This window comes from Dyadobacter luticola (assembly GCF_005860805.1).
In the GTDB taxonomy this organism is placed as follows: Bacteria; Bacteroidota; Bacteroidia; order Cytophagales; family Spirosomataceae; genus Dyadobacter; species Dyadobacter luticola.
Map to the genome: position 1 here is coordinate 2320334 of NZ_VCEJ01000002.1, position 23647 is coordinate 2343980.

At 49.8% G+C, this 23647-nt stretch carries 18 protein-coding genes; 5 read left to right on the plus strand and 13 right to left on the minus strand.

The window, feature by feature from the left end; genetic code table 11:
* Nucleotides 1–4: 4 nt before the first annotated feature.
* The gene (locus tag FEN17_RS09770; RefSeq protein WP_138365067.1) at nt 5–1702 is read right to left on the minus strand and encodes a GH39 family glycosyl hydrolase; all 1698 of its coding nucleotides are present in this window, start codon (nt 1700–1702) and stop codon (nt 5–7) included.
* Between the two features lie 158 nt (nt 1703–1860).
* Here FEN17_RS09770 and FEN17_RS09775 point away from each other — a divergent pair, with 158 nt between their 5' ends.
* Nucleotides 1861–2754 carry a DKNYY domain-containing protein gene (locus FEN17_RS09775; RefSeq protein ID WP_138365068.1) on the plus strand — a complete coding sequence of 298 codons (894 nt, stop codon included), beginning with the start codon at nt 1861–1863 and terminating at the stop codon, nt 2752–2754.
* A gap of 1 nt (nt 2755) precedes the next feature.
* On the opposite strand, the gene FEN17_RS09780 is transcribed toward FEN17_RS09775, so the two are convergent.
* Both FEN17_RS09780 and FEN17_RS09785 read right to left on the minus strand, forming a co-directional pair.
* Nucleotides 2756–3439, minus strand: coding sequence for a GNAT family N-acetyltransferase (locus FEN17_RS09780; RefSeq protein WP_138365069.1), 684 nt, complete (start codon nt 3437–3439; stop codon nt 2756–2758).
* A complete protein-coding gene (locus tag FEN17_RS09785) occupies nt 3436–5667 on the minus strand; it encodes a T9SS type A sorting domain-containing protein (RefSeq protein ID WP_138365070.1) in 2232 nt (743 codons plus the stop codon). Before FEN17_RS09785 ends, FEN17_RS09780 begins: the two co-directional genes overlap by 4 nt.
* Nucleotides 5668–5885: 218 nt before the next feature.
* Between FEN17_RS09785 and FEN17_RS27260 the strand changes: the two genes are divergently transcribed.
* Complete coding sequence (locus tag FEN17_RS27260; protein ID WP_171037885.1) at nt 5886–6044, plus strand: hypothetical protein; 159 nt, start codon at nt 5886–5888, stop codon at nt 6042–6044.
* Between the two features lie 12 nt (nt 6045–6056).
* Here FEN17_RS27260 and FEN17_RS09790 read toward each other — a convergent pair whose 3' ends face one another.
* From FEN17_RS09790 to FEN17_RS09820, 7 genes are all read right to left on the minus strand, one after another.
* Complete coding sequence (locus tag FEN17_RS09790; protein ID WP_138365071.1) at nt 6057–6590, minus strand: hypothetical protein; 534 nt, start codon at nt 6588–6590, stop codon at nt 6057–6059.
* 93 nt (nt 6591–6683) lie between these two features.
* Nucleotides 6684–7451, minus strand: coding sequence for a 6-phosphogluconolactonase (locus FEN17_RS09795; RefSeq protein ID WP_138365072.1), 768 nt, complete (start codon nt 7449–7451; stop codon nt 6684–6686).
* 37 nt (nt 7452–7488) lie between these two features.
* On the minus strand, nt 7489–7755 hold the full coding sequence (locus FEN17_RS09800; protein WP_138365073.1) for an HPr family phosphocarrier protein: 267 nt from the start codon (nt 7753–7755) through the stop codon (nt 7489–7491).
* Nucleotides 7756–7764: 9 nt separating this feature from the next.
* Nucleotides 7765–9501 (minus strand): phosphoenolpyruvate--protein phosphotransferase, encoded by a 1737-nt coding sequence (gene ptsP, locus FEN17_RS09805; RefSeq protein WP_138365074.1) that lies wholly within the window; start codon nt 9499–9501, stop codon nt 7765–7767.
* 6 nt (nt 9502–9507) lie between these two features.
* Nucleotides 9508–11118 (minus strand): PTS system mannose/fructose/sorbose family transporter subunit IID, encoded by a 1611-nt coding sequence (locus tag FEN17_RS09810; RefSeq protein WP_138365075.1) that lies wholly within the window; start codon nt 11116–11118, stop codon nt 9508–9510.
* Nucleotides 11118–11588 (minus strand): PTS sugar transporter subunit IIB, encoded by a 471-nt coding sequence (locus tag FEN17_RS09815; RefSeq protein WP_138365076.1) that lies wholly within the window; start codon nt 11586–11588, stop codon nt 11118–11120. The genes FEN17_RS09810 and FEN17_RS09815 overlap by 1 nt, the downstream gene beginning before the upstream one ends.
* The gene (locus tag FEN17_RS09820) at nt 11581–12015 is read right to left on the minus strand and encodes a PTS sugar transporter subunit IIA (protein WP_138365077.1); all 435 of its coding nucleotides are present in this window, start codon (nt 12013–12015) and stop codon (nt 11581–11583) included. The genes FEN17_RS09815 and FEN17_RS09820 overlap by 8 nt, the downstream gene beginning before the upstream one ends.
* Before the next feature lie 151 nt (nt 12016–12166).
* Here FEN17_RS09820 and FEN17_RS09825 point away from each other — a divergent pair, with 151 nt between their 5' ends.
* Together FEN17_RS09825 and FEN17_RS27460 are read left to right on the plus strand one after the other, a co-directional pair.
* Nucleotides 12167–13609: a glycoside hydrolase family 9 protein gene (locus FEN17_RS09825; RefSeq protein ID WP_205748115.1), complete on the plus strand. Its 1443-nt coding sequence runs from the start codon at nt 12167–12169 to the stop codon at nt 13607–13609.
* Between the two features lie 132 nt (nt 13610–13741).
* Nucleotides 13742–13945 (plus strand): hypothetical protein, encoded by a 204-nt coding sequence (locus FEN17_RS27460; RefSeq protein WP_205748116.1) that lies wholly within the window; start codon nt 13742–13744, stop codon nt 13943–13945.
* A gap of 61 nt (nt 13946–14006) precedes the next feature.
* Here FEN17_RS27460 and FEN17_RS09830 read toward each other — a convergent pair whose 3' ends face one another.
* Nucleotides 14007–17693, minus strand: a complete 3687-nt coding sequence (locus FEN17_RS09830; protein ID WP_138365078.1) for a T9SS type A sorting domain-containing protein — start codon at nt 17691–17693, stop codon at nt 14007–14009.
* Nucleotides 17694–17839: 146 nt separating this feature from the next.
* Here FEN17_RS09830 and FEN17_RS09835 point away from each other — a divergent pair, with 146 nt between their 5' ends.
* Nucleotides 17840–21832: a hybrid sensor histidine kinase/response regulator transcription factor gene (locus tag FEN17_RS09835; RefSeq protein ID WP_205748117.1), complete on the plus strand. Its 3993-nt coding sequence runs from the start codon at nt 17840–17842 to the stop codon at nt 21830–21832.
* A gap of 3 nt (nt 21833–21835) precedes the next feature.
* Here FEN17_RS09835 and FEN17_RS27465 read toward each other — a convergent pair whose 3' ends face one another.
* The gene (locus tag FEN17_RS27465) at nt 21836–22084 is read right to left on the minus strand and encodes a hypothetical protein (RefSeq protein ID WP_205748118.1); all 249 of its coding nucleotides are present in this window, start codon (nt 22082–22084) and stop codon (nt 21836–21838) included.
* A gap of 6 nt (nt 22085–22090) precedes the next feature.
* Nucleotides 22091–23635, minus strand: a complete 1545-nt coding sequence (locus tag FEN17_RS09845; RefSeq protein ID WP_138365080.1) for a SusD/RagB family nutrient-binding outer membrane lipoprotein — start codon at nt 23633–23635, stop codon at nt 22091–22093.
* Between the last annotated feature and the right edge of the window lie 12 nt (nt 23636–23647).

A 23647-nucleotide genomic window follows, 5' to 3' on the forward strand; every position in this document is an offset into this window, starting at 1 on the left:
CTTCTTACCAACTGAATTTCAACAACGAAACACCCTGCCGAGGAAGTGACATTTGAATGTTGGCCAAACCATTTTTTGGGTTGATCCACTCCGGCGAAGTCAATAATTGCAGTTGCCCGGCTTTTTCAAGCTGGGCAATTTGCGCTGGTGTGGGGGCCTTTGGTGAACCCATTTTTTTCCAGGCTTCATAAGCATTACTGTTCTGATTATCAATGCGGTAATGCTGCATTTGGATCCGCTGCGACGGTAGCCCGGCGATTTTAACTTCTACTTCGACGTCCCCGCTGGGCACATTATCATCATGATAATTCCAGACCATAACTGCTGCGGACCTGGCATTTTTGGAAGCCAGTGCATTGATATCCGCTGCGCCCCGTACACTTTCGTCCCGAACTTTTTTGTAATCATAAGCCAGGTTTTGTTTCACCTCGGCACGGTTTCCCTCCATCATTCCATACATTCTGAAAACATTCAGCACCGGCTTATCCACCCCATTTGTCGCCAGGTCCCGGAAGCCGCGAAACCACGCCTGGTCTTCAAATTCAAACGCCCAGGTCACTGCGCCAAGCAGGTTAACTCCCCGATTTTCAGCCAGATCGAATTTCCGCGCGAAGGATGCGGCTGTGTAACTAGAATACATCGTACCATTCCGATAAGCATTTTGCGGGTGCAGATCTTCCGAGCAAGCCGCACATCCTTCCGGGTCCGACTCGCCGATAATGATCGGTAACTTTTTCAATGTTGGAAATGACGCTACGGTTTCAAAACCTTTATCAATGTCGCGCAGCTGCGTGCCCATATTCATTTGTACATGCCCCTCCACCACTTTCGGCGCACCTTTCGCATGAAATGTGATAAAGTCGATCGGCGAGCCGGTTTTGCCGGTGACGTAGTTTTTGCCTTTGGTGACGTGTTCCAGGAATGTTTGCAAAAATGCCTGCGCTTTGTCCCACGAAGGTCCGGTCGTTCCCGGGCCGCCCATTTTGGCAGTCGGCAGGGCACGCTTTACGGCGTCGGCGGTGTAGTCGTACAGCTTAATGTACTCTTCCACAGTACCTTTCCAGTAACCAATGTTCGGCTCATTCCAAAGTTCCCAGTACCAGCTTTCCACTTCTTTTTGCCCATACCGCGCCACCGAATGTTTAACCCACTGAAAAATCAGCTCCGCCCATTTTTTATAATCATTAGGCGGATAAGCCCAGCCCGTATAAATGTCATTGTAATTATCGCCCGGCTTCCAGAAATGCCGGTAAGGCTGCGGTTTGGACGATAGCGCCTCAGGCATAAAGCCGATCTGCGCAATCGGATGCATGCCGCGTTCAATGTAAGTATCAAAAATTTTGTCTACAATCGTCCAGTCGTAGACTGGTTTTCCATTTGCGTCCTCGGTATAAGCATTGGTCGAACCCCATTTTAATGCAGCCGTCCCATCACCTGTCACCAGCAAACTATGCGCCCGCACATACACCGGCACCTTGTTCATCTGCGAGATTTCAGACAGCAGCTTTTTACCATCCTTCATATACGTATAGTTCGGCTCGTCATACCCAAACCACGCCCAAATCGGTTTCAGCGGCCCTTTTGATTTCGCGAGGTCTACTTCAATGGTGACTTTCTCCGGATTTTGGGCAAAAGAAGTGGTTTGCAGTCCGGAGAATAGGATAAGTGAGAGGGTTAAGGTGATACTGCTTTTGATAAACATATGGGTGGTTTTCTATGATATTCTCAAAAACAGAATTCACATTCAGTTTACTCTTTAAAAAAATGCAACCGGTGCATAATCCGTTGTGACCGCTCCATCATTGGTTTGGGTAGGGTTCCGCGTATTCAACATTTTAAAGCAAAGCAAAATAAGTAAAAATGACTGCAAAAAAATGCTTCGCAACGATGAGTCTGCTCTCCATTTTTCAAATCTTCTTTTCCTGTTCTGATAAAAAACCGGGTGTTACGGCTGCTGCGGGCTACTATTTTTATGATGAAAAATGGCACTACTATGGTGGATTCAGTAATGCATCTTATCTGGAAATTTCAGGCGCAGATACTGCTAGTTTTGAAAAGCTGGACGGAACATTTCCTCTGGCGACTTATGCCCGCGACAAAAATCTGGCTTACTATAATGGAAAAGCGATTCCGGGTGCTATTGGGAAATCGTTTTCGCGCATCAAAGGATATCTTTCCAAAGACGAGGCGCATGTTTTCTATCTATCGTCGATGCTGTCCGATGATCCAACGCATTTTGAAATAGTTGACGAAAATGTCAGCCGGGATAGCAGGCATGTATTTTGGGGAGACCATGTTATTTCCAAAGATCCGGTTCGTTTCAAACCGATTGGGAAATCGGCTGGACTTTCTTATTACACAGACAGCAAGGGAGTTATAGCCAACTCAAACCGACTTTCTGGCGCGGATGCAAATACATTTCAAATCCTGTCTCACGGCTATTCAAAAGACAAATCGAATGTGTTCTTAATCGACGGCGTCGAGCTGAAAACAATTAACGAAGCTGATCCTGCGACGTTCAAAGTGCTGAATGCCTACTATTCGTTGGATGCAAAGTACGTTTTCTGGAATGGTTTGATTTTAGAAAATGCCGATCCGGCTTCTTTTAGAATTTTGAATGAAGAGGTGCATTGCGGCGCCGATCACCAGCTGGCTTATCACCGGAATGTTTTTATTCCAAACGCGGATCCCGCCAGTTTTCCTAAAAATAAGCCGTGCAAATACTGTACGGACGAGAAAGTGGTATTTGAATGATTTAAGCCTTCATCAGAATGTAGAAAAACATTTCAGTCCTGATCCTGAAACCGAGCGATTCATAGATTTTGATTGCCCGCTCATTGTCTGCTTTGGCGTGAAGAAATGGTGTTTCTCCTGCCTCCTGGATGCGGTTGACCTGCCGTAGCAAAAGTCGGCGCGCATAGCCTTTTCCTAAATGTTCGGGATGCGTGCAGACTGCGCTGATCTCCGCGAAACCTTCCGGATGCAACCGCTGGCCTGCCATCGCGATCAACTTATCGTTCTCAAAAATCCCCTCATAATGTCCAAAGTCGATGGTTCTTGGAAGAAAAGGACCCGGATTGGTCAGTTGAGTCAGCGCCAGCATTTCAGGAATATGCGCCTCAGTGAGTTGCAGCGGCTCAGGCCCGTCGAAAAGTGGTTTTTCGGGGCCTTCATAAACCATTTGAAAACCATCCACTTTGGAAATCATCTTCCACGGCGCGGTAATTTCAGGGTTTTCAGTAGTTACCAAAATGGCAACCCGGTCATGATAAGGAAGTCGTTGATGCAAGTCCAGCAAATGTGCTTCCGTGGCAGAAGCGAGCGCAACGAAAGGTGAAACGTCCGGCAAAAAATAAGCAGAATGTTCGCTGGCAGCACCTAAATGTTGGTTTGCAGAGGACAGCGCATGCCAGGCCGGATTATCGAGTACATGCTTCATTTGACGACAACTTGTTTTCTGATATCCACCTTCGGGCCTTTCACCCTGATGATATACTGCCCCTGACCCAGCTGGCTCAGCGATACGCGGACACGCTTTCCAAGATTTTGCTTTTGCGTGATCAAAACCCTTCCAAAAATATCATAAACCGTCAGTTCCGCCTCGGCGATTTCATCCTTTGATTCCACATAAATTTCACTGCCGGTAGTGGCCGGATTTGGAAAAACCACCAGGTCAGAAACTTCTGCATTACTGATCACAATATCGTCGGAATAGGGCGAGTAGCATGTCAGCACGGTTTCTTCTAGTGTAAATGTCTGAGCTAACCTTCCGGCATATACTCCGGCGAGGTCGGTTTGCAAAGTATCCTGCGTCGCATTCAGGATCAGCTGGTCTTTTTTCCAGACGTAAGTCGCGCTTTCGATCCTTTCGCTGGGAATCAAGGTAATGTCAAAAGGTCCGATCTTTTCGATCGCTGGTTTCAAAAGTTCTTGCTGAACCACCACCGATGTCCTCGCAGATTCATCAGACACGCAGCCCAGCACATTTTCACTTTTAACAAAATACTCGCCCGAATGCTTGACCTTCAAGGAACTACCGGTTTGCACAGCGTCATTTTCACCCTGCGCGTACCAGCGATACTTGTCACTTCCAGCCTCGATGCCCAATGTCAGGGAAGAGTCGGCGCATATTTGCCGCGAGCCGGTTTGCAATAAAATTGGTGTGACTGGCTTGATAGAACCCTTAACTTCAATCCGCTGCGAACGCACCGTATTGCCATACTGGTCCTTCATTTTTGCAATATAAATTCCCGGCGAAGCGATCGTCAACGACCGGCCCGACTGCTCTGAGAGATTCCCCTCCTGGCCGAGCGACCAGTCGTACTGGCTGTACTGCTCAGGTAAGGACAATGTCAGTAAACCGTTGCCGGAATCGCAGTTCACCGTCACTTTCGGCACCTGCTGGCCTCCGAGCGGATTGACCTGTTTCAAAAAATTCTCCGTCAGCACATTATTCCAGGCGCTGGCCAGGACATTCAAGGCATCATTTCCGTAAAAGTGCGTACCGTCAACGCGCGTAGCGGGCAGGTCGTCCGTCTCGGGACCCGGGTAAACAATATCACTTAATGATTGAATGACAGCATTTTGTGCTGCAACAATATCTGCGCTGGTGGTAGACACGCCCGATCCGTTGGCAATGCGGGAAGTGCGGGAAACGATCCAGGGGATTTTGGTATTGGTATCAGCGCCCAGTTTTTTGATCACGAATTCAAGACTGGATTTGAACTGATCGTAACCCAAATGCACCGGGTAATTATCCGATTCGCCGAGCATCCACAAAATGGCCCTGGCGCCATACTGGCTGGCATAATGCTGCGTCGCGATCCGGAGATTTCCGTAAGGCATCTGATCGGGCAGGTAGTAGCTATCGGAATAAATGCTGGTCGTCGGCAGTCCCTGGCTGCTCGTCACCCAGTTCAATATCGAGGTGCCCGACCAGGCTGTGTTGATGAAAAGTACAGGAACATTCAGCTTTTTCGTCAGCATATCGCCCAGCATTCCCCAGCACCACGCCGTATTTCCGTTAGGCCCAAGCACGTGCTCGCTGTCTTGTAATTTTAATTGCTGGAATGTGGCAGCGGGCGGATCGCCTGCGCTGTTATTAATTTCGTTGTTGTAATTGATGTAGTTAACGCGGTCGTCGGAAGCGCCGGGCGGCAGTGGAAATTCTTTGAGCAGCTCGACTCCCTGGGCATTGGACTGGCCGGAAATGATGAACACTTCACCCACGCCCATTCTCTCAATTTTAGCGGTCCCGATCACATTGCCCGCCAGCGAGCCACGTACTTCCAGCGAGTACCAGCCGCCGATTACCGGAAGCGATCCGTTGAAAACGCCGCCTTTCGGTTGGTTTTCCAAAACAGTCCAGCCAGTTTCTTTACCTTGCCCATCAGCGACCGGCACTGCACGGGCTTCAATTTTGTCTACCTCAATCGTAAAACTGCCTGTCACCGGCACATTCGCCTTCCCGTCGTTCTGACGCTGGAAAATAGCACGTTCGGAAGGAAATGTGACCTGCACCTGGGCCGACACAAAGTGTGCAAAAAAACTAAAAACGGCTGTCAGGCAAACAAAACGCACCGCACCAAAAACTTCGGACTTCAAAATAGCCATCTTAATGAAAATGATAACCCGCCAGCCGGAAGCCAGCGAATTACAAAAATACATTCTCCCGATGTTTTTTCCGTTGTGTTTTTATCAAACGTGCTGAAAAAAATCCTAAATGGAAAAGTTTAAAAAAAATCATTTTACGGAAAACATACTGCTAACTGCCTCATTTGCGTGATTTTTCATCGCTATCACAACAAAATAGTACCCTCGCAGCATTCTGAGAAAATTTCTATTTGTCCAAAATATTTTCGCTACCGGTAAAAAAGCGGATTCCGATGAGTTCTGAGAAAATGACGTTAAATTTTGCCGGTTTCGCTGCTTTCTCCATGTTAAAATCAGATGGAAGCAACTGGACGCAGCTTTTGGCAATTTTTATTTTTGCGCCGGCCACCGTGCTCGGCGGCGCATTTGGTTTGAAGCGGAGCAACAATTAACATTTTATCAAATCACTGACCTTGAACCCGGTGCAATATCATCAGCACTTTTTGCCGGTATTTTGGATCTGACGAATCCCAGAATGCAGAGCCGGTTTTGGTTCGATAGGCAAATTCCACCGAAACCTTTATTTCATCCCCCTCCCAAACCCCACCCGGCGCGGTGTTGGACAAGTTAAAAGATTCAAGTATATGCTTACTCTCATCTTTCGGCGTAAAATCTATCCGGTCGATCTGATGCCCGTCTTTCGTCCCCAGCAAACCCCGAACATGGTCATTTTCCACACCTAACTTGCTCTTAACCTGCGCAGTTCCCTTAAATTCCTGCGACTCCGGATAGTCTTGAGGCACATAAGTAGATGCATCCCAGCGCTCTTCCTCCGGTTCAAAAATTTCCATCGTCAACTGCTTGGTCACCCCGTTCGGGTCCACGAAACTCCCCTCCCACTTGCCCAGTAAATTCTCCTTACCATAAGCCCAGGGCCGGTCAAACCGATGCCGCCAATACTCAAATCCCAGAAACGCCCCCATCACGACGCATATCATAATGATTCTTCTAATGCCGCTTTTTAGCATGGGGTTCGGTACCTAATATCACAATGGTTACAAGCTGCCATTTTCATAATATTTAAATAAAAATCACAGCCTGTCCCAGCCCGAATGCCGGGTAACCCTGCCTCCTGCAATCCTGGCGCCAGCATCCGCATCGAGCAAAATTTCACAATTCGGGTGCATCTGAACAATCGACGCCGGAATGTCCGTCGTAACCGGACCCCAGATCGCCTTTTCAACCATCTCGGCTTTGTGTGCGCCTTTTGCGATCAGGATCAGCTTTCGGGTATGCATAATGTTCTTGATGCCGCGGGTCAGCCCGCCCAGTTCCGTGCCTTCGGGTACCTGCGTTTCGCGACGGACGCGCGCCTCGAAATCCGGGTCCATCGGTGATACCCAGGTTTCACTTTCAAAAGGCGTCCCCGGCTGGTTGATCCCAATGTGTCCGTTTGCGCCTAACCCCAGCATTTGTAAGTCGGCCCCGCCCCGCTCGGCCAGCCGCTGCTCGAATAAAATCGCTTCCCGCTCAAAATCGTCGGACATGGTCGGCGGCATAATAAAATTTTCTTCCGGGATACCCAGCGGCCCGGCTATTTGGTTGAGGATCATGGTGTAACAGCTGCCGGCATATTCCCGCGGCAAGTTTGTCAGCTCGTCCACATTGAAAAGTGTGATCCGCGAAACATCAAAAGGATATTGGGCATAAATATGGGAAACGATCGCGTGCATCTCGATCGTGGTCTGGCCGGTGGAAAGCCCGATCACCGAATCCGGTTTTTCCAGCATCTGACCGATAATACGCCACGCCGCGGTAACATTGAACTCCTGCTCGTTTTTACAAATGGTAATTTTCATGAGGTATGGATTGGCCTTTCTAATTCGAAAAAGCCTTTTATGAATAAGGTAAATGTTCTTTAAAAAACGTATCGATCGCCTCCGCTGCTTCCTGTTCGTCCTCACCGTCGATGATAATGCCGATTTGGTCGCCGCCTTTTGTGGCCAGGGCCAAAATGTTCAGCACGCTGTTGAGGGCAATGGTTTTGGCACCCGTTTTCAGGCTGATCGTGGACTTGAATTTTTTCACCAGCTTCACCAGCGTGGTAGCCGGCCTGGCGTGAATTCCTTCCGGCGCGAGAATGGTGTATTCTTTTGTGATCATGTAAAATTGTCAGGGGATCATAGTTCGTAGATAGGCCTTAATTTCTTCCGAATCGCTCATTCTTTTGACCCGCTCAAACACCACCTTCGCGTCCAGAAAACTGCATTTAATGATTGCATTTTTGATCATTGGAATAGAAATCGCGCTCATGGAAAATTCCCGCAAATCCATTCCGATCAGCAGCAACGTGGCCAGCGGGTCAGCGGCCAGCTCGCCGCACATCGAAACATGCAGGTGGTGCTCATGCCCCTGCTCGATCACGTAGCTGATCAGCCGCAACACCGCAGGATTAAAGGGATCATACAGGTTGGAAACTTTATCATTCAGGCGATCGACAGCCAAAGTGTATTGCACAAGATCATTGGTACCGATACTAAAAAAATCGACCTCTTTCGCCAGCATATCCGCCATCACGGCCGCAGAGGGCACTTCTATCATGATACCTACTTCTATATCCGGCTTGAAATCAATGTTCGCTTCCGCCAGTTCCACCTTCGCCATTTCCAGCACTTTCTTGGCGTCCCGCACCTCCTGCACATGGCTGATCATTGGAAACATAATCCGAAGATCACCGAAAACACTGGCCCGCAAAATCGCTTTCAACTGTGTGAGAAACAGCTCTTTCCTATCCAGCGAAATACGTATCGCCCGGTAACCGAGAAACGGATTTTGTTCTTTTGGTAAATTAAAATAAGGTAAATGCTTATCCCCGCCAATGTCGATCGTGCGGATTGTAACCGGTTTATTCTGAGACTTTAAAGCAACTTTTTTATAAAACTCAAATTGTTCATCCTCCGTCGGCATCGACTCCCGGCCCATAAAAAGCAGCTCGCTGCGCAGCAGTCCTACACCTTCACCGCCATTTTCAAAAACCAGATCCATGTCCGCGGCTTCGGAAATGTTGGCGACCAGCGTAATCTTTTGACCATCCGTGGTTTTAGCGGAAACATCTTTCAATGCTTTCATCAAACCCAGCTGCCCTGAATACTGCTCCCGTCTCTGCTGGTAAATCCCAAGCGTTTCCTCGTCAGGATTGATGATCATTTCGCCCGATAAACCGTCCAGGATCAGCAGATCGCCCTGGTTAATGTGGGACAAATTGTGGCCCAGGCCCACCGCTGCGGGAATTCCCCTCGCTTTGGCGACAATCGCGGCGTGGGAAGTCGGGCCGCCTACGATCGTAGCAAAACCCGCCACATGGCGGATGTCCATCGAGATCGTATCGGAAGGTGAAATGTCCTGAGAGATCAGGATCGAGCCGGGTTCAATTTCATGTGGTGCGGCTTGGCTGACCTGTCCCAGATTTCGTAAAATGCGTTCGCCAATGTCCTCCATATCCGCGGCACGGCTGCGCATATATTCGTCCGTCATCGCCTGAAACATCACCACCAGCGCTGCAATCACTTCGATCAGTGCATCATTGACATTCTTTTTTTCGCTACTGATTTTGGTATGGACATTCTCCCTGATCTGGGGGTCGCCCAGGAATTCAACCTGCGTTTCGAGTATCGCAATGCTCTCTTCGGTCCAGGTATCGTCGGCCTCCGAAATCAGCGTTTCCACTTCCTCGATGGATTTGACAACCGCCTTGTCGAACTTACTCATTTCGATCGCCACGGCTTCCTCATTATCGAGCAGCAAACCCGTGAGGGCCGCTTTTTGCTTGTAAATCACATGCGCCTTGCCGATGGCAATCCCCGACGAAACGCCGATACCTTTGATCATTGTTGTTGCTTTCAGTGCCATCCGTTTTCAGTTAAAAAGGCCCAATACACTTCCCACAAAACCCAGCAACAGCAGGCCGATCAGCAGATATGTTGTCTTGATATTTTTCCTGACAAAATAATAAACCAAGAAGGTTAATGCGAGAGGTAGAATGTTCGGAACAATCTGGTCCAGAATACCTTGCACCGGCACCGCAGCGTCGGAACTTCCGATTTTCAGTGGTGTTTTGATGGACATCAGGAGGGCCGGCATGGCACCTACCACCGTCAATCCCAGAATGGATGAGCCCGATTTCAGTTTGTCCATCACATTACTTTTGGACAGCTCCTGTAAAAAACGCGTACCCGCCTCGTAGCCGATAAAAGCCAGCTTGTAGCGCAGCCACAAATGCGGAATGTTGAAGATTAGTAAAAAAAGCACTGGCCCCAGCAGGTTACCATTTAAAGCCAGCGAAGTACCCACACCCGCCGCGATTACTTTCACCGTACCCCAGAAAAATGAATCGAAAACCCCGGCCAGGGGGCCCATCAGCCCCAGCTTCACGGAGTTGATCGATTCAGGATCAAAATCCGGCTCGCGGCTGTTCTGCTCTTCCATCGCAGCGGAAATCCCGATGATCAATGTAGAGCCGTGCGGGGCGGTATTGAAGAACTGTAAGTGTCGTTTTAAAGCTTTGGACATCGATTCGCGGGTTTTGTATAGTTTTTTCAAAACCGGAATGATCGAAAATGCGAAGCCGGTATTTTGCCAGGTTTCAAAATTGAAATTCGCTTCCAGAGCCATCGACCGGATGAAAAGGCTGCGGATATCTTTTTTGGTTAAAACTGAAATCGCAGGTGGCGTAAGTACCGCAGTTTCTTCATCGTCAAAATCATCGAAGTCATCAAAATCGCTATCTGACACCGCCGGCGCTTCTTTGTGCATCATGCCCGTCACGATCAGCGCAATGATCACACCCAAGCCACCGATCGCGATCATAGGTAATTTGAGGTAGCTCGTGAGGATAAATCCCAGAAAAAAGTACGGGGCGACGGTTTTGTTGAACATTAAATTCATCAGCAGCGCAAACCCCAGCGCGGGCAGCATATTCCCGGCCACGCCCAGCCCGGCGTGCACCCAGGGCGGGATCGTTTCTACAAATGTCCTGATCGCATCGGAGCCCAGCAGCAGCGCGAGCAATGTTACCGCGCCCATCAATAAAGGTTTGAGCAGGCCTGACAAAATGTGCAGCCGCTCTACTTTTTTGTAATCACCGTCGTCCGCATATCTCGCAAATTTTTTATTCAAAACCGGCCTGAAAATAAATAACCCGCTGATAATCATCTCGGCCAGGATCGAAATCGGCACAGCCAAAGCTAATGCTACCGCCGCACCTTTACCGGAAATAATGGCGAATGCCGTGCCCAGAACGCCGCCGGTGATCACGTCGGGCGGTATTGCTGCGCCGACCTTAATGTTACCCATAAAAATCAGTTCCAATGTTGCGCCGATGACTACGCCCTGCTGCAAATCGCCCAGCACCAGCCCTACCAGCGGCCCGAGGACGAGCGGCCGGCTCAGCAATGTGGTGCCGAGAAAATCTTCCGAATGCCCAAACATAGCAATCAGCGTCAGGAGGACGTAGGTGGTCGTTTCCATCAGAGGGTATCTTCTACGAGCAGGATCTTATCCGTCGGCACCTGCCTGATTTCCAGGTTAATGCCCTTCAAAAGCAGCTCTCGGATGGAGGCAATGTCGGCATCATTGACGGATACCGCTTTGGAAATCGGGCGTGAACCTTCTTTCGCACGGATCCCACCGAAGTTGATCGATTGCAGCTCGGGCAACTCGTCGGCCAGCTTCGCCGCGTCCTGGATACAATCTACCAGAATGAAAATTTTCAGGTTTTTGGCACGCTCGTCCGTGATAAATGTGACCGCATCCGTCAGCGATTTGATGAGCAGCTTCGCCGACGCCGGTTTGGCGAGGTTCATGGTCATTTTCAGAAAATCGTCTTTGGCCACCCTATCATTCGCCACTACCAGACAATCGGCCCCGAGGGCGGGAGTCCAGGTAAGCGCAACCTGACCGTGCACGAGCCGGTCGTCTATCCGCAGTAATTTAATCATCGAAATCGTTCTCTTCTTTGGGGTTTAGTATTTGATTTACATAAACGATCTGTTCCTTTGCGGCCTCGATCGCCTGGGCAATGATGTCGGTCACCGGTTCTTCCTCGTCGGCCAGCAATATTTCGATCAGCAGCGGCAGGTTAAACCCTGATACGATATGTACATTCGGCTTAAATGCTTGCTGCTGCGCCACTTGCCTTAGTAGCTGGTTCGTCACACTTCCACCCATCAGATCAGTAAAGGCAACCAGCTCGTCTTTTTCACCAATATTTTCGAGGACTGCTTTCAGTTCGTCCTCAATACCCTTATTTTCCTCCGAATAAGCCTGTATCAGATACACATTTTCCATCGGACCAATGATCAGGTCGAGGGAAGATTTGGCGCCGAGGGAGAAAGTGCCGTGCGTGGCTATGAGGAATTTTCGCATGGAAAAGATACTTTTGAATATTCTGCCTTTGTAATACGGCAATACTTTATATTCTGTACAAAGGACCAAGTAGCAACAATTTAACCGGAGATTTTCACAAATAGCCCAAATTCTCTTCGGGTAAGTATAAAATTAACTAACAGTCATTTTCATGAAAAAATACGCTTCCCTTTTTGCCTTTATCCTGACATTCAGCTGCGCCTTCACCGATCTCCGGGCCAACATTATCATTCACGTCAACCAGGTAGCATTTGATAGTAAGGGTGCCAAAACAGCCGTGATTTCAGCTAATCCGGGTGAGTTGGGTATGGTCAAAGAATTTGAACTGTTTTCTTCAAAATCAGTAAAAAAAAAATTCTCCGGAAAGCTTTCGGCAGCGATGAAAATGGAGGAGTGGTTTCCGGGTAAAGTATATTATCGCATCGATTTTTCCTCTTTTGTTAAACCTGGAAAATATAAGATCAGGCTGAATGTCAAGGGAGTAACCCATGTTTCCGACGAATTTACGATCGGCGACCAGGCGCTGGAAAAAATGCTGGTGCCTGCTATCATTCATTATTTCAATAAACAAAGGGCAAACAAGCCGGAGGAGCTGGTGGCTGACAAGAACATTCAGTTATTCGGCACTGAAAAAAAGGTGGACCTGCGTGGTGGCTGGGACGATGCTTCGGGGGATATCAGCAAGTATTTTTCACATCTGGCCTATGCCAATTTTATGTCGCAGCAGCAGATCCCGCTCTGCACCTGGTCGATGGAAAATGCCGCTGAGAGCATTCCAAAGCTGCTTTCACAAATAAATGTCCTGGATTCGATGAAGCGGGAAGCGCTGTACGGGGCGGATTACATCGTGCGGTCGCTGTCTGACGAGGGCTATTTTTACATGACCGTTTTCAGCTATTTCAATCCCGATCCGAAAGCGCGCCGCGTGGTGGGCTTGAATGCCAACAGCGTCACCACCGACAAATATCAATGTGCTTACCGCGAGGGCGGCGGCATGGGTATCGCTGCGCTGGCCCGCATTTCGCGCTGGAAAACGAATGGTGACTTCACTTCGGAACAATACCTGGCCGCGGCCAAAAAGGCATTCGCACATTTACAGGTCAACAATTTGAAATACTGCGACGACGGCAAAGAAAACATTCTCGACGATTACTGTGCCTTGATGGGCGCCACGGAACTCTGGATGGCCACCGGCGACGCCGAATACCGGCAGGAAGCCAGAAAACGGGCGAATAACCTCACAAAACGCTTATCCCCAGCTGGTTACTTCATCGCCAATGATGCCAACCGACCCTTCTGGCACGCCTCCGACGCCGGTCTGCCGATCGTAGCATTGTGCCGGTACCTCAAAATTGAAAATGATCCCGGCTTCCGCACGGCGGCTTTGAATACCATTAAAAAAGCATTGGACTACAACCTGAAAGTGACCGGCGAAGTGAGCAATCCGTTTGGGTACGCACGCCAGTCATTTTTGTTTAAGGATAAGGTCAAAAACGGCTTTTTTATTCCGCATGAAAACGAAAGCGGCTGGTGGTGGCAGGGCGAAAATGCGCGATTGGCTTCACTGGCAACCGCCGCTTTGGAAGGACGATAAACTTTAATCGCCGTCAATCCAAACATTGACATAAAGGATTCGCTGGTCACATTTGCTTCGCGGCAAATATCCTGGATATTGGGCGGTAACCCGTACGAGGCGTGTTTTATGTACAAGTTCGGCCGGAACAACATGCCGTATATGAAATCCATGTACGGCCACGGCTCCGAGCGCGGCGGCATTTCCAATGGTGTTACGGGCAAAGACGGCAATCCCGACGGCAGCGGCATCGACTACAAAACCCAGGCCGAAGGCAACGAGTGGCGCTGGACCGAACAGTGGATCCCGCACGCAGGGTGGTTTTTAGCAGCGTTGACGGCGATGAGATCTGAGTAGCCTCAGCGCACCTTCACCATCCGGGATTGCGTGGTGGTTCTGCAATTGGAAATGCTTCAACCTAGTTGAGAATGACCATTTTACTGGTTTGTACCAATCCATTTTTTTGAAAAACCCCCACCTGGTAGGTACCATCCGGCAAACCTGACACTTCCACATTTCCTTTCGGCTGGCTGACCTCTTTCACCACTTTACCTTCGGCATTATAGATCCTTATCCATTCAATATCCTCATTTGCCACACCCCTGATCCCTATTTCTCGTACGTGCACTGCCGGATTTGGGAATAACGTCAGCCCGGCTTCATCGCCAAAACGCAGGTTGCGGATCGTGCTGTAAGCAAATGTACCGTCGGTATCCACCATTTTGAGGCGGTACAGGTTATCGCCTTTCGCAGGATTTTTATGGGTATAGGAATAGTTAGTAAATGTGGCGGCATTTTCAGCAGCGGCAACGCGGCCAATGTTTTTCCAGGCCTTGCCGTCGGTACTATGCTGTATTTCAAAGGCTTCACTGTTGATTTCAGAACTCGTCTGCCAGGTCAGGTATGCCGAATTTTCCTTTTTGTTTGCTTCAAAAGAAACCAGCGTCACCGGCAGCGCCCCCGCCGATTGACCGGAAACGAAGAACCCGCTAAATTCCGTAACCGCGAATTTGACCATATAAATGTTGCCGTCGGGGCTGGTCGTCACCTCCACATGGTCGATTACTTCCATTTCGCCGGAGTAGGTTTCGGGCAAACCGCTGGCGCTGGTGCCGTGGTAAGCCACCACTTTCAGTTTTGCCGGCAGCTTTGCATTATGCGAGTTTCCGTATGCGGCGTTGTAATCATCAAATTCCTGTTTGGTAAAAAGCAAAGTCACATTACCGACCATATTTCCCGACAAAACCTGCTGGGGCGTAATGTCTATATATCTTTTAACAAACACTTTGGTACCCGCAACCAGCGTCGGTGTGTTAGCCACGCGACTTGTAACGAGCATATTTGCGATGGTCGGCCCGTCGGTAGGCTCGATGAATGCGAGTGTCTGGCAATCCTTCGAGAATGCGGTTACCCCGCCGAAAACGAACAAATCAACCGATTGCTCGCCCGAAGCCAGGCTGGTCGCCTCGGGGATACCCTGAAACTCATAGGCGCCCATATCAATATTCGCATTAAAAATCCGCTGATTTCCATTCAGGTCTCCCGTCACAGGCGGCTCGTCGGTACCGTAGCCGCGGTTGATGGCCGGCGAGCAGGGTTTAAGGGTAAAATCAGAGTTTGGGTCGGTAAACTGCGGATCGATCGAGCCGTCCGGAACACCCATAGAGTCGTCCGCGGCCATACCCTGTACAATGCTGGTCGTAATTTCGAAACTGGTATTCACTTTGAAAAGCCCCGAACTGTTGCCCGAAATGATCGAATTCAGGATGCGCGAAGATGCCGGCGAAATGATTCCGATCGCCCCGCCTGTCGGTGCCGTATTTCTGGAAACCGTGCAGTTGATCATCGTCATGTCGTAGCCATCGCTCATGATTGCCCCGCCGGTTTCGGTAGCCGTATTTCCGATAAAAAGACAGCTGTAAAGATAGGAATACGCATATTCCGAGCTTCGCACCGCACCGCCGCTGCCGTCGAGCGCATTGTTCCCGGAAAAAATCGTGCTGTAAATGCTGACAAAACCGTCCGAATGAAAAATGGCGCCGCCGCTCCTGCTTGCCTGATTGTCAACAAAGGCGCAGTTGGTGATTGTCATGGAAACGCCAGCGAGATACATGCCGCCGCCATTTTCTGCCGAGCCGCCTTTGATCGTAAACCCGTCGAAAATGTCATCCACGCTGATGTTGTTATACAGATTCGTAATCACGCTCGCGCCATTTCCTTTGAGAATGGTAGCGCCTGCATCGTTTCCGCGCTGTATCGGCCTGGGACGCTGATCCGGGGCAGATTCGTTTCCGGCAAACCCGCCATAAAATTTCACGCCGTGGATCAGGTAAAAAGATTCTCCCGGGCCAGGCTGGTATTCTCCTTTCGCAACCCAGATCTCATCGTCCTGCGAGGCAGCATCCAAAGCTTGCTGCAAGGTGGGGAAAGCTGTTTCCCAGGTTAAACCGTCGGCATTTTCGGCTGTGTTTGCTGCATTCACGCGCCATTTTACCAGTGGTACCACCTCAAAAACACCGAGGTCAATTCTCGTACTCAATGTCCGGTTGTTGGCGGAAAGGTCATTGGGAAACTCACCATCGCCGGGGAAAATGTTCAGATCCGTCGCCGGGTCGCCTGCATTGATGGCGGGGCTGGTATTTCTCTGGCGGTAATTATGGTCGGACGGATTTTCAAACTGCGGATCGGCATCGATAATCTGCGTTCCGCCTGAAAATCCGCCCTGCACCAGCGAATATGCCACCACTGGTGTCCCGTCAAAAGGCGCTATGGCGCTGATACTGCTTATACCGCCAGCCGCCGCGTCGTCGGTATTGCTCCAGATAATCGTATTCCGGATCTGCGGCGAAGAGTTGCCTGCGTTCGCGATCGCCCCGCCGCTTCCTTCCGCGGCGCTACCGCTTGTGCTGTTTTCGGTGAAGGTGCAGTTGGTTAGTACCGGTGAAGAATTCTCATTAAAAATCGCACCGCCTGCACCTTGCGAGGAACCTTTTGCTTCATTTAAATAAAACAAACTTTGAATGATCGCCGGGCTGGAGTCCTTGTTATAAATCGCCCCGCCCCTTCCCTGCTCCCTGGCCGGGTCGGTTTTGTTATCGGTAAAAATGCAGTTCACGATCGTCGGAGATGAACTTACATTATACATGCCCGCACCCACACTCACCCCGTCTGCCAGAAAACCGGCACCTCCGGCAATGTAAAACCCGTCCAGCCGGGCCGTATTATCAATTCCGTTATTGTAAATCACCGTGTTGCCACGTCCTTTCAGCGTCGTGCGGTTATCCAGCACATTGCGGCCTAGGGGGCTATCTTCGAAGCCATAAAATCCGCCATAAACTTTTACCCCGCTCACCATCGAAAAATAACCGCCGTCGGTTTCTGGCTGATAGTCAGCCTTCGCCACCCAGATTTCCTTCACGGCAGGTTTATTGCGGGCGGCTTCGAAAGCAAAGTAGAGCTGTGGAAGTGCGCTATCCCAGCTGCCGCCGCTACCCGGCGAGTTCACGTTTTTATTGACATATAAAATCCCGTTTGCATCCGGCGTAGCTTCCGCTGCCGGATCGTACAGGCTCACGGTACCATCGATCACCAGGTCGTCGATTTCGGAATATTGCTGATTCCGGTCATTTCCGTTGGTGACGGCGATTTTGATCGTGATGGTATTCCGCAGCTTCGAGACAGTCACCGAGCGGGTAGCAGTGAGCAGGTTATTATCCGAACCAAAGGATGCACCGTAATTCTGCTCATTGACCTTGATCTGAAAAGTGGCGTTATCCCCGGATAACTTTTTAAAGGAAATGCTGGTAATCTCGGCCTGATAACGTTCCTGCATGGTCAGTGTCAGGACGTACGTGTGGTTTTTCCCGACTATGGCCAGGCCGTAATTGTTGTTGACCGGCCTGTAATAAAGCGATCCGCCCTCCGAATTCCAGGAGGCAGTTATCCTGCTGGAAATCGTCTGCGGGCTATTAACATTCTGGTTGTTGAAATTGTGGCTGTAAAGCTGCCCAAATGCCTGCTGAGGAACCAAAAACCCCATCAGCAATGTCACGAAAAGGGTTTTTAACAAAAAATAAAAATAAGCGTGTAAAGGTTTTGCTCTCATAGAAGTTGCTGGTTTGGTGTGAATAGTCTTAGAATTAGTGGCAGCAATATTCGGCTGAGCGCAGGCAAGTAATTGTCAATTTTTTACCAAAAACTATTCAATTTTCGTCAACACATGAATTCAGATTGGCTTTTTCGCATTAAATTGTGGATCATACCAACATTGAACACACTCGACCGGGCATCCTCTTGAAATACACATTCCGCACGCTTGTTTTATTCTTGCAAATCTTCATTTTCGGGGCGGCTTGTCATTTATCGGCGCAGCCCGTTAGCTTCCCGAAAGCCGAGGTGATTTCTGCCAAACAAGGCTTGCCGCAGGGATTTATTCCGGGAATTGTGCAGGATGCGCAGGGGATGATGTGGATTGCGACGCGGAACGGGCTTTGCCGGTACGATGCTCAGCATATCAAAGTTTTCCACCAAGCCTCGCCCGACGAACCGTCACTTTCTTCGCTCGGCCTCGAAAGCCTCAAACCTGGTACCGATAAGAAAATATGGGTGCTAACTGACCAGGGCGCACTGGACCTTTTCGACCCATTCACCGAAACACTGGTGAACTATTCAAGACAGGCATTTTTTCAAAAAGCATTTGGTAAAAGACTCATCAAGAGCATTTTCCCCGACCGGCAAAACAGGCTCTGGTTTGTGTCGGACACCGCGGACCTGGCGATGGTAAATGTAAAAACCAGACAAATAAGACGGTTTTGGGATGAAAAAAATAATGCAGGCCTGGTTCCCGGGAAGGTCCGGGATATTGCGGAAGGCCGCGACGGAAGTTTGTGGTTCGCGGCGAGAAAAGGGATTTTTATCCTGCCAAAAAATACTACACAACTCACCCGCTACGTATCTGCTGATCCGACATTTAAAAAGATTGAAACCAATACGTATGCCCTGACTGAACGTCCCGACGGTGCCGTGCTGCTCCTGTCGAAACAGGGAATCAGTAAACTGGACCCACATTCCGGCAAGCTGACGCATTATCCACTCCCGCCCGACCAGAAATCGGAGTACGAGCACAGTATTGTTCTGGACAGCAAAGCCAATGCTTATTTTTTCCGGATGACAACGCTTTTCCGGTTCAATGATGCAGACGGTGTGCAGGCATATCCGCTGATGGAGGAGGGTTTTTCCGAGTTTAAAAGTCTTTATATAGATCATTCCGACGTGCTTTGGGCAGGTACCAACGGGCAGGGCGTACGGAAATTCAATTTGCGGGCGGCTTACTTTACTACACTCCCCTACCGCGAATCTTTTGTGCCCGATCTGCTGAGACAATGTTTGAAACTGCCTGAAAGCCAGGTAGCTATGCTTCCGGAAAATCTGTTTAGCTACAATTTCAGGTACACTTATGATAAAGCGCAAAACCTGTGGTTCAGCTGCGGACAGACGCCTTTTTACAAGGTGAATTTTAAGGATAAAACAATGGAAACGGTTTCGTTTCCGGTTAACATTGCGCGCTCGGAGCGGTCGGAAATGGCGATCAGCCTGGCCACGGATCCCGATGGGCGGATCTGGGCGCTGTACGATTCTTTGCTGGTGTACTATGAAAACGGGCGGTGGCAGGATTTCGAATATCCGGTGCGCCCCGGCATCGAATCGGCTACGATGCAGCTGGTAGCCGATCGAGAGGCGCTTTGGGTGGCAACTTCCAACCGTGGACTTTACCGGATCGACCGCACTTCCGGCCAGATACGGCGTTTTGGCCACATAGCGGGTAACCCGAATTCTCTAAACAATGACAATGTTTACTGCCTTTTTGCCGATCCTCAAAATCCCGATTTGCTCTGGCTGGGCACATTTGGCGGGGGATTGAGCCGGTTTGACAAGCGCACAGGTTTGTTTAAAAACATCACCAGCCAGGACGGGCTACCCAACGACGTGGTGTATACCGCCATTCCAGACCACCTGGGTAATGTGTGGGCGGGTACTAATCAGGGCCTGGCGCAGGTGAATGCCCAAACTTTTAAAATCCGCATTTACACGCGGGAGGACGGACTTTTGGCCGACGAATTCAACCGGTTCCACGCTTTACAACTGCCCGACGGACGCATATTTCTGGGCGGGATTGAAGGAATCACCGGCTTCGATCCGCGCAAAAGTTATGTCGACCATTTTCAGCCCGCGACACTGATCACCGGCATTTTGATCAACAATACACCTATCGAGAATAATCGTGCTCCGGTTACGGCTATCGAGGAACTGGACCTGGATTTCAATCAGAACTTCCTGACGGTGGAATTTGCGGCGATGCAGTACAACCGCAGCGACAAAATCCGTTACCGCTATCAGCTTGCCGGGCTGGACGAACATTGGATCGAAACCGGGAATCCTGTCACCAAGTACACCGACCTTCGCCCCGGACATTACATTTTGCGTCTGAACGCTTCCAATACGGAGGGAATGTGGAGTAGCCAGGTCCGGACTTTGAAAGTGGTGATCCATCCGCCGTGGTGGCAGACCTGGTGGGCTTATATTTTGTACGCGATTGGCACGGCCACACTGATTTACTGGTTTTTGCGGGCTTATACCAACCGATTGAAACTGCGTCAATCGTTTATTTTAAAACAAAAAGAGCTGGAATTGATTGACAAAGAATCGCGGCAGCTGCGGGAGCTGGACGAGATGAAGACGCGCTTTTTTTCCAACATTACCCACGAGTTTCGCACCCCGCTGACATTGATTCTCACGCCGGTGGAGCAAATGCTTGAAGAAAACCGAAAAACCGAAGACCTCAACCGCCTCGGCCTGATCGACCGGAATGCACATCAGCTTCTGGGACTTGTAAACCAGTTACTGGACCTATCCAAACTGGAATCCGGCACGATGAAAGTGACCGAGTCACAGAGTGACCTCCATAATTTTGTGAAAGAACTTGTCGGCTCATTTCAGGATACTGCCGACGCCAGACATATCAGCCTGACCTATGCCTCTGAAACCCTCGCGACAGCCTATCATTTCGACCACGAAAAATTGGAACGCATCCTGAACAACCTGCTCTCAAATGCGCTGAAATTTACCCCGGAAAGCGGGCGGGTGAATGTTCATTTGGCAGGACATTCAAAAGGTATTACCCTCATCATCAGTGACTCCGGTTCAGGGATTCCTTCTGAAAAGTTAGACCATGTTTTCGAAAGGTTTTATCAGGTCGATTCTGAAACAGGCTATCGCCAGGGCACGGGCATCGGGCTGGCGATTGTGAAGGAGCTGGTTGAAATCCAGCACGGGAATGTGCGGGTGGAAAGTTTGGGTAAAGATTTGGGGACAACATTTACAGTGGAGCTACCTTACCGGGCGGCGGTACTGGCGCGGCAGGATGCGCCGGTTTTTGACGATAACCATTTGTCCGACAAAACATTAGATATACGTGCGTCAAACTCGGATTTGAAGATCCTACTTGTCGAAGACCATTTGGAACTGGGGGATTTTATTGCGGATAATCTGGGCAAACATTACCAGTGTTACCGGGCCGGGAATGGTGAGGAAGCTTTGAAAATCATGTCCGGGCTGATGCCAGACCTGGTGGTCAGCGACGTGATGATGCCGGTCATGGATGGTTACACGCTTTGCGGAAAGATCAAATCCGACCTGCAAACCAGCCACATTCCGGTGATCTTGCTTACGGCAAAAAGTACCGCTGAGAGCAAACTGGAAGGCCTGTCGCTCGGCGCCGACGACTACATTACCAAGCCTTTTCACCTGCACGAGCTGGAACTGCGAATTAGAAATACGCTTGAAAGACAGCGCAGGCTGCGGGAAATGCTGCACGCAAGTTTCACCGATGACAAACCTGCCGTAATCCAGCCCGAAAAAGCCACCGACCCTTTCCTGACCAAATTATACAACATCCTTGATGCCCAGCTGGAAAACACGGATTTTGGTGTGAATGAGTTGATTGCCGAAATCGGGATGAGCAGCAGCAGCCTCAATCGCAAGCTCAAAGCCCTCACGGATCTTTCCGCCGTAGAACTCATCCGCAACTATCGTCTGAAAAAAGCCGCCGAATACCTGGCAGCTGGCACCGGCATTTCCGAAACCGCCTACCTCGTGGGTTTTGACAACCTATCCTACTTCGCGAAGTGCTTCCGCGACTTGTTTAAAATGTCCCCGCGGGATTTTGCTGGGAAGGTAAGTAGTTGATTTTTAGACGGTATTTCTCCCAAAAGCCACACTCAAAGCATCCACAATCATATCACACTCGTCTTTTCCAATCACCAGTGAAGGCCGCATCGAAATCGTCTTCCACTTGCCGGTCACCTGCTTCGCCAGCGACACCGCCATTTCAATCGCTTCGGAGCCGCCGGGACAAAATAACACCCTCCTGAGCTCAGGAGGGGTTATTTGAATCAACTTCTTGGCAAGTTCAACCGCAGGAATGTTGGAAATCTTCAATGTATCTTATTCTTTATCCCACCAAACATGTGTTTTCAAATCGTCAGCACCCAGCCAGCTTACCGCCACTTTGTAGTTGGCTTCATTGATCCGCAATTCATCCGCGGGATACAATATCCGCCGCGGAATGTAACCCGGCCCCACCGGCCCTACCGGAATTTTCGGGAAGCCAGTCCGTCTCCACTCCGACCACGCTTCGTAACCCACTAGATACAGGGAAATCCACTTTTGCAGCGCGATTTTTTCCAGCTTCTGTGCCTGGGTTCCAGCATAAGCCACGGTCGGCTGCGTGTAATAGCTCGCCGGAGGAAGAATGCTGGCAGGCGTCAGTTTCAGGTAAGAAGTCGCATAGTTGCCTGGAATGCGGCTGCTGTAATATTTGAACTGGTCTTTGATCCCATTCAAATAATAGGTTTCCGCCGCAGCTGAACCGCCTGAGATATAGCCTTTTTCAGCAGCTTCCGCCAGGGTAAACTGCACTTCGGAATAACTGATGATGATACCCTGCCCTGCCGTCGGCGAAGCCAGGTCCGGCGAGTACTGGATCGACATCCACAACATGCCTGAGGGCGAAGTCGCATTGTTGTCCGGGAAGTTTCCGATACCATTTAAATCACCTGCGTACACAAACTTCGAAGGATCCGGACGGTTTCCATTTCCATCAATCGCGCTGCTGGCCGGAGTTGGTAAAGCGTAGACGTACAGGCGGTTATCATTCATGGATTTCAAATAATCCACCAACTGTTTCGAAACTTTCGTGCTCGTCCCGCCATTTCCTGAGCGGTAAAAGGGCGATTCGTTGGAAGGTCTGTCAGCCAGATATTGCAGTGCGGCCTGGTCTTCATAGGAAGTAAAAAGCGGATATTTTGTCGGATTTTCAACAATCGCTTTCATCGCTGCGGTCGGGTCAACTCTTTTGGATTGACGCAGTAACAACCTCAGCTTCAAACCATTTGCAAACTTTTTCCAGTTGGTCATATTACCGTTGTACAGAATGTCACCGGTCACAGGCTCGTTGGTACTGCCCAGCAAACTGTTCGCCTCTTCCAGATCGGCCAGCAAGCCTGCGTACACATCCTGCTGCTGCTCGAATTTCGGCGAGCTGATGCCCGTCAACTTCGCATTGGCAGCTTCCCGGAAAGGTATCGGGCCGTACAAGTCGGTCAGATTTTGAAACAACCATGAGCGCATGACCAGCGCAATGCCTTTGTAATTACTCTGGTTACGGGTTTCGGAAATGCTGATAATTTCGTTCAGATCACGGATATAATCGTAATAATTCCAGAAAAAATAGCTGCTCGCATCCGAGCGCGCCCAGTTGGAAAAGTTACTTGCATAATCGGACGCCAGCAGGTTGGCGGCAATGCTTCCGCGGGTGTAGGAATTGTCCAGATGATTATTCACCGAGCCGCGGATCACATTTGGCAGCAGCAGGCCCACATTCGTCACCTCGTCGGGTGAGTTAGGGTTTGTATTAATTTCTTCAAAATCCTTCGTACAGCTCACGGCCGACAGCAAAATAATGAAGAGTATATAGGTTAGCTTTTTCATGATTTTCAGGAT